This is a genomic window from Candidatus Saccharimonadales bacterium (assembly GCA_035317825.1).
Lineage (GTDB): Bacteria > Patescibacteriota > Saccharimonadia > Saccharimonadales > Saccharimonadaceae > DATHGB01.
Genome location: DATHGB010000012.1, coordinates 1 through 16,429, shown reverse-complemented (window position 1 = coordinate 16,429; position 16,429 = coordinate 1). Strand labels below are relative to the sequence as shown.

18 protein-coding genes are annotated in these 16,429 nt (G+C 46.0%); 7 read left to right on the top strand and 11 right to left on the bottom strand.

Going from position 1 to position 16,429, the window contains the following annotated elements; genetic code table 11:
* Window positions 1-17: 17 nt before the first annotated feature.
* The 6 genes from VK497_02425 to VK497_02400 form a co-directional block, all read right to left on the bottom strand.
* Window positions 18-305 (bottom strand): hypothetical protein, encoded by a 288-nt coding sequence (locus tag VK497_02425; GenBank protein HMI09231.1) that lies wholly within the window; start codon window positions 303-305, stop codon window positions 18-20.
* Between the two features lie 7 nt (window positions 306-312).
* Window positions 313-918, bottom strand: coding sequence for a hypothetical protein (locus VK497_02420; protein HMI09230.1), 606 nt, complete (start codon window positions 916-918; stop codon window positions 313-315).
* Entirely contained in the window at window positions 915-1,469 is a 555-nt protein-coding gene (locus VK497_02415) for a PilN domain-containing protein (GenBank protein HMI09229.1), read from the bottom strand. Before VK497_02415 ends, VK497_02420 begins: the two co-directional genes overlap by 4 nt.
* Complete coding sequence (pilM, locus tag VK497_02410; protein ID HMI09228.1) at window positions 1,466-2,521, bottom strand: pilus assembly protein PilM; 1,056 nt, start codon at window positions 2,519-2,521, stop codon at window positions 1,466-1,468. The genes VK497_02415 and pilM overlap by 4 nt, the downstream gene beginning before the upstream one ends.
* 68 nt (window positions 2,522-2,589) lie before the next feature.
* A complete protein-coding gene (locus VK497_02405; GenBank protein HMI09227.1) occupies window positions 2,590-3,816 on the bottom strand; it encodes a type II secretion system F family protein in 1,227 nt (408 codons plus the stop codon).
* Between the two features lie 2 nt (window positions 3,817-3,818).
* Complete coding sequence (locus VK497_02400; GenBank protein HMI09226.1) at window positions 3,819-5,600, bottom strand: GspE/PulE family protein; 1,782 nt, start codon at window positions 5,598-5,600, stop codon at window positions 3,819-3,821.
* 78 nt (window positions 5,601-5,678) lie between these two features.
* Between VK497_02400 and tsaE the strand changes: the two genes are divergently transcribed.
* The 4 genes from tsaE to VK497_02380 all read left to right on the top strand — a co-directional run bounded on the left by tsaE (window position 5,679) and on the right by VK497_02380 (window position 8,678).
* On the top strand, window positions 5,679-6,134 hold the full coding sequence (gene tsaE / locus VK497_02395) for a tRNA (adenosine(37)-N6)-threonylcarbamoyltransferase complex ATPase subunit type 1 TsaE (GenBank protein ID HMI09225.1): 456 nt from the start codon (window positions 5,679-5,681) through the stop codon (window positions 6,132-6,134).
* On the top strand, window positions 6,131-6,517 hold the full coding sequence (gene tsaB / locus VK497_02390; GenBank protein HMI09224.1) for a tRNA (adenosine(37)-N6)-threonylcarbamoyltransferase complex dimerization subunit type 1 TsaB: 387 nt from the start codon (window positions 6,131-6,133) through the stop codon (window positions 6,515-6,517). Before tsaE ends, tsaB begins: the two co-directional genes overlap by 4 nt.
* 160 nt (window positions 6,518-6,677) lie before the next feature.
* On the top strand, window positions 6,678-8,168 hold the full coding sequence (gene rny / locus VK497_02385) for a ribonuclease Y (protein HMI09223.1): 1,491 nt from the start codon (window positions 6,678-6,680) through the stop codon (window positions 8,166-8,168).
* A gap of 12 nt (window positions 8,169-8,180) precedes the next feature.
* Window positions 8,181-8,678 (top strand): NUDIX hydrolase, encoded by a 498-nt coding sequence (locus VK497_02380; protein ID HMI09222.1) that lies wholly within the window; start codon window positions 8,181-8,183, stop codon window positions 8,676-8,678.
* Between the two features lie 2 nt (window positions 8,679-8,680).
* On the opposite strand, the gene VK497_02375 is transcribed toward VK497_02380, so the two are convergent.
* The 4 genes from VK497_02375 to VK497_02360 all read right to left on the bottom strand — a co-directional run bounded on the left by VK497_02375 (window position 8,681) and on the right by VK497_02360 (window position 11,063).
* Window positions 8,681-9,283, bottom strand: coding sequence for a class E sortase (locus VK497_02375; protein ID HMI09221.1), 603 nt, complete (start codon window positions 9,281-9,283; stop codon window positions 8,681-8,683).
* A gap of 73 nt (window positions 9,284-9,356) precedes the next feature.
* Window positions 9,357-9,758 carry a low affinity iron permease family protein gene (locus tag VK497_02370; GenBank protein HMI09220.1) on the bottom strand — a complete coding sequence of 134 codons (402 nt, stop codon included), beginning with the start codon at window positions 9,756-9,758 and terminating at the stop codon, window positions 9,357-9,359.
* Window positions 9,759-10,024: 266 nt separating this feature from the next.
* Window positions 10,025-10,270: a hypothetical protein gene (locus VK497_02365; GenBank protein HMI09219.1), complete on the bottom strand. Its 246-nt coding sequence runs from the start codon at window positions 10,268-10,270 to the stop codon at window positions 10,025-10,027.
* A 139-nt stretch (window positions 10,271-10,409) separates the two neighbouring features.
* Complete coding sequence (locus tag VK497_02360) at window positions 10,410-11,063, bottom strand: hypothetical protein (GenBank protein ID HMI09218.1); 654 nt, start codon at window positions 11,061-11,063, stop codon at window positions 10,410-10,412.
* Window positions 11,064-11,303: 240 nt separating this feature from the next.
* Here VK497_02360 and VK497_02355 point away from each other — a divergent pair, with 240 nt between their 5' ends.
* The 3 genes from VK497_02355 to VK497_02345 all read left to right on the top strand — a co-directional run bounded on the left by VK497_02355 (window position 11,304) and on the right by VK497_02345 (window position 15,661).
* Window positions 11,304-12,806: a hypothetical protein gene (locus VK497_02355; protein ID HMI09217.1), complete on the top strand. Its 1,503-nt coding sequence runs from the start codon at window positions 11,304-11,306 to the stop codon at window positions 12,804-12,806.
* Window positions 12,807-12,945: 139 nt separating this feature from the next.
* Window positions 12,946-14,013, top strand: coding sequence for a hypothetical protein (locus VK497_02350; GenBank protein ID HMI09216.1), 1,068 nt, complete (start codon window positions 12,946-12,948; stop codon window positions 14,011-14,013).
* Window positions 14,014-14,092: 79 nt separating this feature from the next.
* Entirely contained in the window at window positions 14,093-15,661 is a 1,569-nt protein-coding gene (locus tag VK497_02345; GenBank protein ID HMI09215.1) for a right-handed parallel beta-helix repeat-containing protein, read from the top strand.
* A gap of 219 nt (window positions 15,662-15,880) precedes the next feature.
* Here VK497_02345 and VK497_02340 read toward each other — a convergent pair whose 3' ends face one another.
* Window positions 15,881-16,420: an RDD family protein gene (locus VK497_02340; protein ID HMI09214.1), complete on the bottom strand. Its 540-nt coding sequence runs from the start codon at window positions 16,418-16,420 to the stop codon at window positions 15,881-15,883.
* Between the last annotated feature and the right edge of the window lie 9 nt (window positions 16,421-16,429).

Genomic DNA, 16,429 nt, shown 5'->3' with positions numbered 1-16,429 from the left:
TAAACGTTTTCGTGTAACTACTCAACAAAAGGATTAGTCCGACCTTTCGAAAGATCAAGAGGTGCTGTCGAATCAGTACGGGTTTTTAGTTGCTCGATACGGTCAATTGTCGTTTGGTCGAATGACGACGGATTGCTGCCGGGGGGAACATAGTCGCCTTGTTCGCTAGACGACACGATAATACTGTTAAGCAAAAGTACTACTGCGGCCAAGCCGCCAACAACTACAACGACAAAGATAATAGCGTGAAAACGATGAAGTAATGCGAGGATGAGTTTTTTAATACTGGTAAGAGATATGTTCATATAATTCCTACTTAATATATACTTCAATGTTTAATGTATCACTGGAAATGCCGGGTTGGCCGTCTGTGCTCTGTGAAAGGGCAATGTTCGATATCTGCATTTTAGTAAGGTTTTGCTCGATGGATTTAATAAACTTGAGCATACTAATGTAGTCGACAGGATTTTTAAGGGTAATTGATACGGACGTTGATTTCACACCGTTAACGATTGTCGTTGATGGAGCTGGCGTCGCGGGAGTTGTTGCCGCGCCACCTGCCGCAGCAGCTGCGTTAAAGGTGATGTTGGTAATACTAAGCTTAGCTCGGGCGGCGTAATCGTTAAGGTCATTTATAATCTGGTTTTGATACTCGTAGCTTCGACTTTCGGCCACGATACTTTCTGCTCGTGTGACAACATCTTTTTTATTAATAAGGTCTTGTTGGAGTTTTTGTAGGTTCTGGAGGTTATTTTGGCTTGCACTGGCGTCGGCAACAGAATGGCTGGTTGCTACCGCGGTACCTTTTAACGTTTTGTCGGCTATTGAGAACACGGCAATGCCAATTCCTGCAGTAGCGAACAGGCTAGTCGTTAAGATAAGGCGTAGGGCGGTAGCGGTTAACTGACGTTTTTTCACTTGGCTGCATCCTTATTGATAGTAACGTTTAAACTGACATTAATAGGATATGTACCTCCTGCTTCGGCAGTGGCAATACTTTGAAAATGGACATTAGAAAAGGATGGTGAATTTTGGAACGAGTTTTTAAGAGCAATTGCGTCATCAACAGTCTTGGCACGAGCCGTCAGAGTTGTTTCAGTACCGAATGTCTTGGCATCAAGATTAAGGTTATCAAGCACGACGCCTTTTGGTATCAGTGCGGCGATTTCGAGGATGACTTTCGTATAGACAACTTCCTTGCTAAGAATTTGTTTAGCGACGGCGAGGTTGTTTTTAAATTCGTTTGCCTCTTGTTCAACTTGTCGGAAGTCGGTAACTTTTGTCTGGTTTTCTTGGACTACCGCTTCGGCACTTGTTTTCGTATTGACGAGGTAGAAGTAAACAAAACCGATTGCGATTAAAAGAAACCCTAACGCGCCAAGCAAAAAGAAATTATAGCGGACAAGCAGCGTATTGCTGCGACCTGCTCTTATCTGACGTTTATTGGCTGGAGGTAAAAGGTTGATCATTTCCAGACCTCTTTCTCGTTGACACTCGCAAGGCCGGCGACAGTTATGTAACGAGGGCGGAATTGTTTGCTAGGTTGAGGTAATTTACCAAAATCAAGTTTCTGCCAAGGGCTTGCGACTCGCGCAGCCATGACGAGCTCGTTGGTGAAGTAGTCTCCAATACCGGGTACGTTGCTACCACCTCCTACGACGAGGACCTGTTCGATTTTGCGGTCATCGTTAAGACGTTCGTTGTAATAACGGATAACCTTACGGATCTCTGTGACGATTCGTTGCAGGCTAGGTCCTAACGCGCCGTTTATTTTGGCTTGCCTAGGGCCCGTGCTGAGTCCGTTTAAGACTTTTAGCTGATGGGCATTTTCAAGCGCAACATTTAACTTTTTAGCAATATCGAGCGTAAACGTATTTCCACCAATACCGACACCCCCACTCACGCGAATAGCACCTCCATCAAGGACGGCAATATCCGTACTTGCTGGGCCAATATCAACAATCAAGGTAGGCAAGTGTCCTTCCTCGGTTGTTTCAAGAACGCGGGCGACGGAGTTGATTCCAGGCTCTATCATGATTGGCCTTAGATTGGCGGCAAGACATGCGGCCATACAGCTGTCTACTAATACTTTTGGAACGGCGGACATGATAATAGTCAGGTTTTCTTTGGTACGCTCGATGATTTCGTAATCCACGTAAAGCGCGCTCATAGGGATAGGAATATATTGATCAACTTCAATTTCGACGGCATCCGCGAGAGTCTTCTCTGCCTTTGCCGGGACGGTAAACGTCCGGGAGAAAGTTCGACTTGTAGGGATACCGATAATCGCATGATTGCTAGGTAGTTCCCCGATGAGCTTTTCGCCTAGTAACAAACTGATATTTTCGCTCAGATACGTATCGTCACTATCAAGTGACTCTTGTACCTTGGCCGGGTCAAGATCAATCGAACCGTATCCTAAAACGGACCACTTTTTTGGGTCCACAGCCATGACCTTGATACCGGTTTGGCTGATATCAAGTCCGATAATTGGCTTGTCTTTATAGAATAATTTTGCCATTGATGCCCACTAAGATTACTGCTTAATAGTATACCATGAGCACTTTGTTTTGGCAGGTATTTCCACCCCTATTTGACGTTTTGAGCAAGGCCGGCAATCGGGCCCATGACGCTCGCTGCGATCAACCCGATCATTCCACCCATAAGAACGATCATGACCGGTTCGATAATCGAACTGATGCCTTCGATGGCTACGTCGACCTCTTCTTCGTAGAAATCCGCGACTTTGACGAGGACGATATCAGTTTGACCCGTTTCTTCACCCACAGAAAGCATCTGCGCAACGATGGCTGGAAACAGCGGGTTCTTTTCAATGACCGACGAAAGGGTTGATCCATTTTTAACGGCTTCGGCTGCATCAAGAAGAGCCTTTTCATAGACGACATTTCCTACTGCCCGCGACGTGACGGTCAGGGCTTCAAGTACGGCGACACCCGCACCCATTAATGCCGAGAAGGTGCGCGCAAAACGGGCGACGGCTAGCTTTTTAACAATAGTGTTAACTCCGGGCATTTTTAACATAAGATGATGAAATTGGTTTTTACCTTTTGGCGTCTTTATGTAACGAACCAAAAAGACAACGCCGGCAATAAGCGCGGGGAAGACAATATACCAATAGCTGGTTATAAATCCGCTGATCGACAGCATCCCTTGTGTTAGCGGCGGCAGCTCCGCATCAGGTCCGCCGAGGTCTTTGAGGATTTTACCAATTTGTGGAATAACAAATATCATAAGTCCAAAAAAGGCGATAACGGTAATAAAAATCAGAACCATCGGATAGGTCATGGCACTTTTTACTTTTTTACGAATCGTCGCGTTTTTTTCTTGTTGCAAAGCTAGTCGCTTTAAAATTTCATCTAGAATACCTGCGGCTTCACCGGCACGGACCATGTTCACGTAAACATCGCTAAAGGTATTAGGGTACTTTGTTAAAGCATCACCCAGAGGTGCGCCGCCCTCTACGTCTTTAATGACTGTTGCAAGTACTTTTTTAAGAGCCGGGCTTTCACTATGTTGTTGGAGGGAGCTAAGCGCACGAAGAAGGGGGACACCGGCACTTACCATGGCACTGAGCTGGCGTGTGAACATAACAAGGTCGTCGGATTTTACCTTATTGCCACCCAGAAAATCGTTAAAGCTAAATGCTTTGGCGCCACCTGATCCAGGTTTGACGCTGATAGGCCGCATGCCTTGTTTGATGATTGCCGCGATAGCGGCTGATTTGTCGGCTGCCTCAAGTGTGCCGGTAATTGATTTATTCAGGCTGTTTGTCGCTATGTAAATAAACTTAGGCATGACTATTCTTTAGTCACTCTCAGGACTTCTTCGACTGTTGTATTACCGCGGAGTGCTTTGACGAGTCCGTCAGTTTGCATAGTGACCATTCCCTCGGCAATTGCTAGGTCTTGGATCTGATTGCTGGTTGCGTTAGCGACGATCAGTTTTTGAACAGGAACGGTGTTTCCTAAGACTTCGTAGATACCAATACGGCCTCTGTATCCCGTATGGCTGCATTCGTCGCAGCCTTCAGGCGCGGCTTTCCATAGGTTTGTAATCGTTGTTTCGGATGTGCCAAGGGGCGTATCCCCACCGACAGCTTGTTTCTGCGCTTGTTCTTCAAGATCATGAATGTGCCCAAAATCCTGATTGTCGTGGAGGTTGAATAGATGAGTAATGGCTTTTATCTCATCAGCGGTCGGCGTGTAGGTCTGACGGCAATTTGTGCATAAACGCCGGACAAGACGCTGACCCACAACGGCTTTAACCGTGCTGGCGATAAGGAAGGGTTCAATCCCCATGTCGAGAAGTCGAGGCAGACATGTCGCTGCGTTATTGGTGTGCAGCGTACTAAAAACAAGGTGTCCGGTTAGTGCCGCTTGCACGCCTAAGTTGGCAGTTTCGCCGTCACGGATCTCACCAACCATGATAACGTTCGGATCTTGACGAAGGAGCGCGCGCAGCCCGCTGGCAAAGGTCATACCTGCCTTTACGTTGGTTTGTGTTTGGTTCACTCCTGGGATTTTGTACTCAACCGGATCTTCAATCGTTGAAATATTAACGTCGGGCGTATTAAGCATGGTGAGGACACTAAAGAGACTGGTAGATTTACCCGATCCTGTCGGTCCGGTAATGAGAACCATGCCGTTTGGCTCGGTGATAGCCTCGGAGATAACTTCCAGGGAGTGTCCCCAGTAACCAAGGTCCTGGAGCGTGATAGCTTGGTTTGATTCATCCAAGATACGCATAACGACTTTTTCACCATCAGCTACAGGCAGTGTACTGACACGTAGAGCGTATTGTTTCCCCGCAATTTTAATCTTGAAACGGCCGTCCTGAGGTACGCGACGTTCGTCAATTTTAAGGTTGGAAAGGATTTTAATGCGACTCGTCAGCGCGCCAATAACATTTCGGGGTAGGCGATTCACCTCTTTTAGTACCCCGTCAATACGGTAGCGGACCTGAACAAATTCTTCGCGGGGTTCGATATGGATATCGCTGGCATTACTACGAATGGCGTATTCAAGCAAAAGGTTTACGGTTTGGGCAATCGGCGAATCTTCAGCAACATCGGCTTCAGTGACTGTTTGGTTGTCACCTTTGTCTTCACGTTGAATATTAATAACTGCGTTTAGTTCTTGGTTGACATCACCTCGGTAATTTTCAAGACAAGAAAGAATATTATCGCGTGTTGCGATATAAATTTTAGTGTTTTCGCCGATTTCTTTTTGAATAAAACTGACAGCCTGAACATCGTCGGGGTCGTCCATTGCCAGATGCATCGTGCCGTCTTCATCAATCTTGAACAGGACCGTGTTGTATTGCCGGGCAATACGTTCTGGGATTTTATTTAAAACATCGTGTGGAATTTGGGCCGGATCGAGTTCGACAAAAGGTATTTGTGCATATTCGGCAAATTGTTTCGTGAGTGTCTTGTTGTCTATAAGATCATTTTGAATAACAAGGTCTTGCAAAGAGCGTCTTGAACGAGCGCTCTCTTCCTTAAGAACGGCGATTTGCTCTGCGTTGACCACGCCGCTGCGCTCGAGCAACTTTTCGATAGTAATATCTGAAATACGCATACTGCTTACGCTCCATTGTACCTGGGAAAATGACAAAACGCTAGATGAAACGCGCTATAAACGGGTATAATGTTTAAGATGACAATCACTACCGAAAGTGAAGACGAAATGAAGGAGTTTGGTGCTCGGCTCGGAGCGCTTCTTAATGGTGGGGAAATTATTGAGCTTGTTGGTGATGTCGGTGCTGGGAAGACGACCCTTGCCAAAGGAATTGCGAAGGGCTTTGGCGTTGACGAAGACGTACAAAGCCCTAGTTTTACCATTAGCCGGGTGTACGTGGCGGCAAATAATCTACAGTTAGCACACTATGACTTTTATCGGCTGAATGATGCGGGAATTATGACGAGCGAGCTGCACGAAACACTTAATGATCCTCACTCCGTTACGATGATTGAATGGGCCGAGATCGTAAGCGGCGTACTACCGGCCGATAGGCTCACAATTCAGATTACTTCTCCAACCGAAAACTCTCGCAAGGTTATGTTGTCGGCTGGCGGTGAAAAAAGTACCCAGCTCGTAAAGGCGCTTGTATGATTCTTTTACTCGATACGTCCACTCCTGTCTGTAAAATTATGCTTGTCGATAGTGACTGGCATTATAACGACGAATGGCAAGCGGACCGCACGCTGGCTAGAGGTCTGCTTAACTATTTGCAAGAACAATTACAAAAAAATGGTAAAACGTTTACGGATATTTCTGGAATAGGCGTATTTCGCGGACCAGGCAGTTTTACGGGTCTTCGAATTGGCCTGACGGTTTTAAATACCATGGCCGATAGTTTGGCAATTCCGATTGTAGGTGGAGAGGGCGAAACATGGAGAGACCAAGTTATTATCAAACTACAGTCTGGCCAAAACGATCAGATTGTTCTTCCTCTGTACGGCAGTGACGCCCATATCACAAAACCGCGCAAATAAGCTTGCTTGGTTGAGGTAAAAAGAGCTACAATAAAAGAAGTCTATGATTTAGGCTCTCACGAAACTTTTTGAAATTTCCAGACTAGTCCTCATTTTGATTTAGTAACAGATACGTCTTGTCTTTACAAGTAGGATTGGTCCTCGGAGAAAGGAACAATTTATGATAGAGGGATTAATTGCCGCTGTTCTAGGGGTAGTTTTTGGCGTAGGCGGAACAGTCGTTTACGAGAAGCGCCGGCTAACCGATGGCAGAAATAAAGCAGAAAAAGAAATCGCGCAGGCGAAAACAAAAGCGGGCGACATTGTCTTAAAGGCAAAAGATGAAGCCGTAGAGCTTGAAAACGAACGTCGAAAAGAATGGAAAAAAACCGAAAACCGATTGGCGGACCGAGAAGTTAGCCTTGATAAAAAACTCGATGAAATCGACAGGCGAGCCGAAAAATTGCGCGTTAGCGAAAGCGAAGTCGAAGAATTAAAGAACGAAATTCGGGATATCCGTACCCGCCAGCAAGAAAAACTTGAAAAGATCGCAGGGCTTAAAAAAGCCGATGCTGCCGACAAATTAATGCAAATGACAGAGCGTGACATCAAGGAAGACCTTGTCGGACTTGTGACAAAATTGCAGCACGACGCCATGGAAGATGCTGAAGAACGTGCGCAAACAATTTTGGTAACGGCTATGGAGCGCATGTCTAGTGAAGTCACGGCTGAGCGCACGGTGACTGCAATCAAACTCACCGATGATGAAATGAAAGGCCGTATTATCGGCAAAGAAGGACGTAATATTCAGGCACTGCAACGTGCAACGGGCGTCGATATTTTGGTTGACGATACTCCAGGTATGATTATCCTATCTAGCTTTGATCCAATTCGCCGCCAGGTTGCTAGGTTAACACTTGAAATGCTGATGAAAGACGGCCGTATTCACCCGGGCCGCATCGAAGAAGTTGTCGAAAAAGCCGGGAAACAAATTGATAAAGACATTACCAGGGCAGGGGAAGATGCAGCCCGCGAAGTCGGTGTTGCTGGTATTCCAAAGGAAATGATTCGCCTACTTGGTGAGCTGAAATTCCGTACAAGCTATGGTCAAAATGTTTTGATGCACAGTACCGAAATGGCGCATATGGCAGGACTCATTGCTGAAGAAATTGGTGCGAATGTTCGTGTGACTAAAATCGCGACATTGCTTCATGATGTTGGCAAAGCGGTGACGCATAAAATCGAAGGAAAACATCACCACATCGGTGCGGAACTTGCCCGTAAATATGGCATGAGTGAAGACATTGCCCATGCAATCGAAGCTCACCATGACGATATTGAAGCAACTACTCCAGAAGCGCTAGTTGTCCGTGTGTGTGATGCACTTTCAGCTGCTCGTCCAGGTGCTAGGAACATCAGCGCTGAAAACTTTGTTGAACGTATGCGCGATCTTGAAAATGTTGCAACTAGCTTTAAGGGTATTGACAAAGCCTACGCTATTAGTGCTGGTCGTGAAATCCGCGTTATCGTGAGTCCAAAGGCAATCGATGATTTATCTGCTATCAAACTAGCCCGCGACATTGCAACCAAGATTGAAAGCACCATGCAATATCCTGGAACGATCAAAGTAAATGTCATCCGCGAAACCCGCGCAATTGAATTTGCTAAGTAGAAGGTAAATACTATGGCTATTACTCCTTTTACAACTGAGGAAAAAGCTAACTGGCATAATAATTTACCTGCAAAACCATGTGGTGCGGCTATGATTTGTGTTAATAAGGAAAACAAGATGCTCGCTGTAAAAGCATCTTACAAAGACCATTGGTCAGTTCCTGGCGGAGTTGTTGACGAAGGCGAGTCGCCGCAAAAGGCAGCTCTACGCGAACTTCAAGAAGAGGTGAATATCTCTCTCGTATCTAGTCAAATCAAATTCGTAGATGTTGTCTATCACCATCCTCAAGATGACAGGAAGGACTTTGTCCATTTTCTATTTATGGCAACTAATGTTAATGCTACCGCTACGCCAGATATGCATGAGATTGTCGAAGCAAAATGGGTTTCTCCAAAGGAATTTAGGGAATTGTGTCGAGGCGCCCCACACCTTATTAGGGCTGCGGATATTGTCGATGGCTTGAATCCTCAACAATACCTTGAAAATACACGTTCGCTCACAGGTAAATAATTCTATTGGACGGTTATTTCGCCCATTGGTTCGGCGTCAAATACGGTACGTCCAGCACTAGATCCGCCTAGCTCGCAGCTATATAATGTCATTTTAGGCTTATCTGTCTGTGCTTCGATTTCTGTTTGGCTAGGCTTGACCGTGTATGCTTTGCTTATTTTGTATCCATATCGTTTGCCCTGAAAATCAACAATAATTGGATCGCCCACTTTTACTTTATCTAAGTGGTAAAAGGGTGATTTAATAGCTGTTTCACGTGGGGTTGGTTGAATGCTAAATCTGTGTGCGGCAATAACAAAATTACCGCCCTTTGCTGGATCACCACGCTCTGGATAGCGCCACCAAGCACCACTGTCAAGTGAAGCTTGTCCATTAGATCCATACGGTATATCGACGCCAATTCCAGGTATCATAATTTTATTCACCCCTACTTTAGGTGAGCCCATAGCCTTTACGTTAAGCGGCTGCGAGGAATATAGGAACGGTATATTCGGTGTAAGAACAAGTAGTAAAATGTACGCACCAACGATCACAAAAAGAAGTGCAACAATAGTCACTATAAGGCCTTTTACGGGAAAGTGGCGTGGCTTGTCTATATGCAACATATTTCCAGCTCGTTTGTCATTAGGTTCTTTTAGCTAAGTATATACATAAGTAGTACCGAGCACAATTGCCGGCCTATTTCTTACGTGTCTTCTTACTTTCCCCAGTCTTATTACTTACTTTGCGTCGCATGCGCTTTCTCTCATGTTCAAGTTTTTTATCGCTTTTGTCTTCGGCTTCCATCAAATCGCTTGCAGTGATGCCGGCTTTCTGCATCAGTGCATCCATCTTCAGATTCATCGCAAGATTATCCCGATTTTGCGTATTTTGAATAATAAACACCATCAAAAAAGTAATAATCGTTGTTCCGGTGTTAATAATTAATTGCCACGTGTCCGAAAACCCAAGTAATGGACCAGTCACTGCCCACACGATAAGTATAAGTAGGGCTGATGCAAACACCCATGCATGTCCCAAAATTGAAGCGACATTACTTGTAAAACGGGTAAATATATCTTGACCTTTTTTCTGACTCATAACACCTCCTTATTTCATTTTTTACTATGACGGAATAAGAATAGGATTGCAATTTTAAGGATAATATCTCCTCTTTAGAACCAGGAGAATTCGTTATTCTAGCGTATCAGTGCGTGCGAATCCTTTCGGTTAGAACGGCAGAATATGAGAGAACCCCCGACCGCTTGTGGCGGTCGGGGGTTCTTCGCATCTTGGTTGGCGTTAGCATCACCAAGATGCGGCGACGCAGCTACGCGGGGGTGGTGCGTAGCGTGTCTTGTTGAGGGTTAGGCTGCGACGAGCAGCCCGTCGGGCTCGCAGAACCACTCGTTGCCGGTCCGGTCGTACGGCCCATCGGGACCGTCCTCGGCCTTCCGGTCCTCGCCGCTGTTGCCGTCGGTTCCGTGCTCGTCGTCCGGACCGGGATCACTGGCCGAGCCGTCGAAGCAGCCGAAGGGCCACTCGTTGCCGGTCTCGGCCGGGACGAAGTCCTCATCCTGGATCGGGAGCGGTTCGAACAAATGCAAGGTCATGATGAAACCTTCCGTGCGATGCGCAGATTCCTTATTGGAATCAACTCTCAGATAAATTATAACATATCATTAAAATAATGCAATTAAAATACCTCGCTAAAGTTGCGAGGTATTTTAAAGTTGAAACGCTACAAATTAACTATAGTCTGTAGTAAAGAGCGTAAAGATTGTTTCGATCATAAGCGGTTGCCCAAGGCGTGCGTGCGTTATTGTAATCAGAGTCAAGCATTACCGTTGGTGTAGACTTTGCCTCATATAATCGGCTAAGCCCGAGTGCGTTGCCTATACTCTGTGAAGCAGTATTTGCGAGTCGTATATTCGAGTTATAACATGCGGACCAACCCGAATTAAGCGTCATGGAAGGTGTTGCATGCCCACCGACACCTGACGGGTAGCCATAGACGTACTCATAGTAGGGATTCCATGGGTGATCAGTTGACGGGTAAGGTGTCCCTGTTCCTCCATGTGTTCCGCACGTATTATTCCCTAGGTTGGCCTGTCGAACATGTAATACTTGGAACGGCCAATAGTTGCCGCATCCTCCTTGGCTTTCCTTGCGAACGACTATATCTACGACGCCACTAGAGTCAAAATAGGCTGCCGCGGTAGCGATTGGCCACGATTCCCAGACACCGTTGTGTACTAGGATACATAGATGTGGGTTCCAAAAACGAACCCCGGTAAAGTCGTTACGGTCTGCGGCAGATGCTGTTCCGGCGGGTATTAACCCTACGCATAGTCCGATCACAAGACACAGGCTCGTAATGGCACGCATCAAAATTGATTTCTTCATTCTCATAAATCTTGCCCTCCCATTAATTTACAAGTTAATTTTAACATTTTTGTGAAAGCATCACGTATATATAAAAAGCATTTTATCTGCTCTTTTCTCAGGACAAGGAAGAGTGATGGTAGTAAAATTAACTACAAATATTGAAAATGAACTAAGCGATTTAAAACTTACTAGGATCGTTTTATGTATAACGTATAGTGTATAATACAGACATAAAGCATAAGGAATAAACGAAACAGCATGGCACGTCTTCCAAGTCCAGGTGGTGATGATAGCGTTTGGGGAGGTATCCTTAACGAGTATTTGTCTATCTCGCACGATACCGACGGAACGTTAAAAGCCGATGCAGTCGATGCCAATGCGATTCAAGATGGAAGCATTGGTGATACGCAGGTTTCTTCTATTTCTCAAGCCAAAGTTGCGGGACTTCCAGCTGCTCTAGTATCCAAAGCGGCTGACTTAGCCGTTGTTCATAACACTGGCAATGAATCCATTGATGGAATTAAAACGTTTACCGCATCGCCGATCGTCCCTACGCCTGGCAGCCCTACGCAGGCGGCCAATAAGTCATATGTTGATGCCACCGCTTCGGCTGGTACTCCTGATGCTGACGCCTCCACTAAGGGGAAACTTCAACTCGCTGGTGATTTAGGTGGAACAGCGGGATCACCTACCGTCCCTGGCCTTGCCACTAAGGTCACAGCTAACAGTGCCATCACAGGTGCCACCAACACCAAAATCACCTACGACGCCAAAGGGCTTGTGACGGCAGGGACTGCCGCCACCCAAGACGACATACCCGATGGTACGACAAACAAACAATACTCCGCCACTGAAAAAACCAAACTCGCTGGCATTGCTACTGGCGCTACCGCCAACTCCTCCGACGCCGCCCTCCTAAACAGAGCTAACCACACGGGGACGCAAACCGCCTCAACTATCTCCGACTTTAACGCCGCCGCCGACACCCGGGCCGACGGCCGTATTACCGCCGCAAGCGGCACGACCATCCAACCAATAGACCCAGACCTTACTGCCATAGCAGCCCTTACCCCCACGAACGACGACCTCCTGCAACGAAAAGCTGGTGTCTGGACTAACCGTACCCCAACCCAAGTCAAGACAGACCTGATCCTTAACAACGTTGACAATACCAGTGACGTGAATAAGCCAGTCAGTGCGGCTACGACGACGGCTTTGAATGGGAAAACAGATACATCTACCTTAACGACAAAAGGTGATCTGTATGTTGCCACGGCTGCAAGTACCCCAGCCCGGCTTCCAGTAGGCACGGACACTCATGTGCTTACGGCCGATTCAACCCAGGCGAGCGGTGTTAAATGGGCAGCACCAAGCGGTGGCGGCAGCAGCGATAAAACGGTTCAGGTGAAGCTGATGGATGACGCAACAATCCTTACGATCGGCGATGGAAAGTTTACCTTTGCGATTTCTGCAGAGTTAAACGCTATGAACCTCGCTGATGCTGATGCATATGTTACTTCGGTATCTACATCGGGTACGCCTACAATCCAGATCAGGAATATAACAAACGGAAATGCTGACATGCTTTCGACGCCTATTACTATTGATGCTAACGAAAATACGTCATATACAGCTGCTACACCTGCTGTTGTGGACACCAATAACGATACTGTTACTACGGGTGATCTTGTCACTGTTGATGTCGATGTTGCTGGTATTGGCGCAAAGGGACTCGGGATAATCTTAAAGTTTATACCATAATATGAAATGTTTTTTATTCGGTGCAGATAATAACGGGCCGTCGGCAAGCGGGACGGGTGAGTTTAACCGATTAAACTCTATATTCCCATCCTCTTGGTCATCGAATGAGTTTTTCTGTCGGTTAGTCGTACCTGTAGCAATGGATCTATCTCGATTCTACGTTCAGATCGATACACCCCCTGGCGTAGGCAAGTCATACGCGTTTACGGTTATGAAAAATGGTATCGCAACGGCACTTGAGGTAATTATTGCGGACTCAGCAACATCAGCCGAAGATACGACGCATGCAATTTCGTTTGCGCCAGGGGACACGGTTTCACTGCGAGCTGTGCCTACTGGGACTCCTGACGTACCAAGTAATCAGTATTGGAACATTCAAGTTGATACGAGCGGGCAATCGGCACCGTTATTAACAGGTTTAGCATCAATGTCCAGCTCTCTTACCCGGTATGGCAGTATGTTGGCAGGTCACAACAGCGCGGCTGGCTGGTCAGCAACCGAATCTGACATGCAGGTTATTGTCCCTACGTCTGGCACGCTTTCGAATCTATACGTTAAGGCATCGGGCGCGCCAGGTTCGGGCAATTCATACGAACTAACGGTGATGAAAAATGGATTACCTACAGGTTTACAGGCTATTCTCGCTGACAGTAATACGCTGGCTAGCGATACGACTCATACTGTTTCGGTTATTGCTGGAGATAGTTTGACGATACGTGCCGTGCCTACGAGCTCACCGTCCGGTGTCACGCCTTCATTCGGGGTTGCTTTTACGCCGACCAATACAGGAGAGAACTTTATGGGATTTGGGTCGGCGAGTGCTCCGTCAACTACAGTGGCTAACTTCGAACAATTATTAGGTATTGGGTTAGGGGCTTGGAACGCAACAGAAAGCGCACGCTTCATGATGCCTGGTCCATGTACGCTCCGGGGTTTATACGTAAAATTAATAACTCCACCCGGGCTCGGTGCTTCGCGGACATTTACCATTCGAAAATCAACAGGCGATACGGTGCTTACCGCGACTATCTCTGAGACCGATACGACTGCCAGTGTCTTGGCGAATGTTGAATGTGCTCAGGGTGATCTTATTATTATCAAGTCCACCGTCTCAACAACACCATTCCCGGCCGCTGCAACAGGGGGAGTTCATATAGGACTACTCCTTTATAATGATCCCAAATCTCCTGTCGTAATGATTTACTAATATAATGCTTACGGTTTGCGTTTACAGCAAGTAACAGCTGTGAGATTATTAATATATCAACGTATGAGGAGATTCTTTAGTGCAGAAAATATTTAAAAAATTACCGTCCATTATTGCAGTATTTAGTGCTTTTGTTTTTAGTTTGGGTATTGTCGCACCTGCGTCTGCCGCCGCTCTTACTATTAGTCAGAATGGACCAAACACAGCTATCGATCAGAATGTATCCGTAACCGCTAGTGAGTGGACACTTAAATCAAATGCTACTCCTATAGCAAATAGCGATGGTACTCCCGCTAACTTCTCACTTGTATTTGAATATACTGATGCTGAAAACTACTATTATGCCAATTTCTCAACTGCTGACGCGACCTACCTAAGCGGTGTTTACAAGGTGTCTAACGGTGTACCTACTAAACTCTTAGGATATGCAAATCGTGTTAATGCCGGTCAGACGTATACGGTAGAAGTTCGCAAGAAGAGCGGGGAAGTGAAACTATATCTAAATAGCACGTATCTTGTGAAGGTAGCCGATACTAATACGGCTGCAGCTAAAGTAGGCGTCGGCACAGTGAGTAGCAACGCTACCTTTGACGTGACAACGCTCAAAACAAGCTCAACAGTGACACTTAATCCTACGCCTGTGGCTACGACACTTCCGCCGCCAGTAAGTGATCCAAACCAAAGTTTGCCAACTCCCTCAGACCCAACAATGACACCAAGCACTGGCCGTCAAGTTGCGGTAACAAACTCAACCGAACTAAAAGCAGCAATCATTAACGCGCAGCCTGGCGACACGATTACTATGGCTGACGGTATATATGCAAGTTCTATGGTCGCAGGTAATTACACCGGATCATTTGCAGCAACAGTAGATGGCACGGAAACAAATCCGATTACGTTAAAAGGTTCTCGTAACGCGATCATCGACGGTAACGGTATTGGTGGCCGCTACGGACTGTACCTTTACGGCGCAGACTACTGGAACCTTGATGGTTTTACCGTTGCTAATGCTTCAAAAGGCATCGTCCTTGATGGTAGCAACCATGTATTTCTTAACAATATGAAAGTAAGTAATGTCGGTCAAGAAGCGGTTCACTTCCGCGCGTTTTCTCGTTATAACGTTATCCGTGATAGCGAAATCACAGGTACAGGTAAAAAATCAGCGCAGTACGGCGAAGGCGTTTACATCGGAAGCGCCAACTCTAACTGGGGTACGTACACAGGTGGCCAGCCTGACAAATCTGACCGTAACATCGTTCTTAATAATACTTTTACAGACTTCACAGCTGAAGGCATTGATCTAAAAGAAGGATCAACTGGCGGATACATTGCAGGCAATACATTCGAGGGCAGTTCGATTTCTGGACAAAACAGTGCTGACTCTTGGATTGATGCCAAAGGCAACTACTACCTAATCGAAAACAACATAGGTACAAATACACTTGTCGATGGTTTCCAGGTACACAGTGTGTATGCTGGCTGGGGTGCAAACAACGCATTTAAAGCAAACACTGCAAATGTGAACGCTAGTGGATACGGATTTAACGTCGTATCGACAGCCGTTCAATTTGGCAACATTGTTTACTGTAGCAACATTGCAACCGGTGCAGCGCTTGGACTTTCCAACGTCGCTTGTACGCTTGATTAAGGCAAATCCAGTAACAAAACCATAGAAAAAGTCCGGTATAATGCCGGACTTTTTCTATGGTCGGGAGGAGCAGATTTTGTTCAAACTCTGCTGACAACGACTTCTGCACTAGAAAAATACCATATTGCTATCACGAAATTTCACGATTTAGTTGTTTTTGATGATAAAAGGCTAGAATCGGTAAAGGTTTAAGCGAGGTTCAATTGGATGGTATAGACGCTATTTCACATTGTACTGGACATTTGTTCCGGCCACCGCGTCGTGAAGTGTTTTTCGACCCTTGGTGATAAGGAGGTATGTTCCGTAAATGGCAAATATAACATACGGCGCAAAGAGGGCTACTCTAAATTCGCTACTCGTCGGGTTCGCTAAGATAGGAGTTGGAAAAAGTAGTGCAATATGCGTAGCTTCCCATGGAATAATCACTTTTATGAAGTTTCGTATAAAAGATTGCCATAGCGTAACACCATTCTTGTCTGATACCACTTTTAACCCGAACAGACGTTTACCAATTGTGGCGTGCTTTTTCGAGTATTCAGATAAGATAAAATATAAATACACCGGTAGAGTCACGGTTCCTAGCACCCAAGCATAAATAGACCAAGATGTCGTAAGGTTATTATTAACGACTCCATCCGTCAGATAACTAAATCCAAATTGAACTCCCATCACGATTATCATCAAAATAACAAAGTCTGTACTGTAGGCTAGAAATCGATAACCTAATAGGCGCTTCGTAGATATTTTTTGTTTTTTCATATGTCTTCA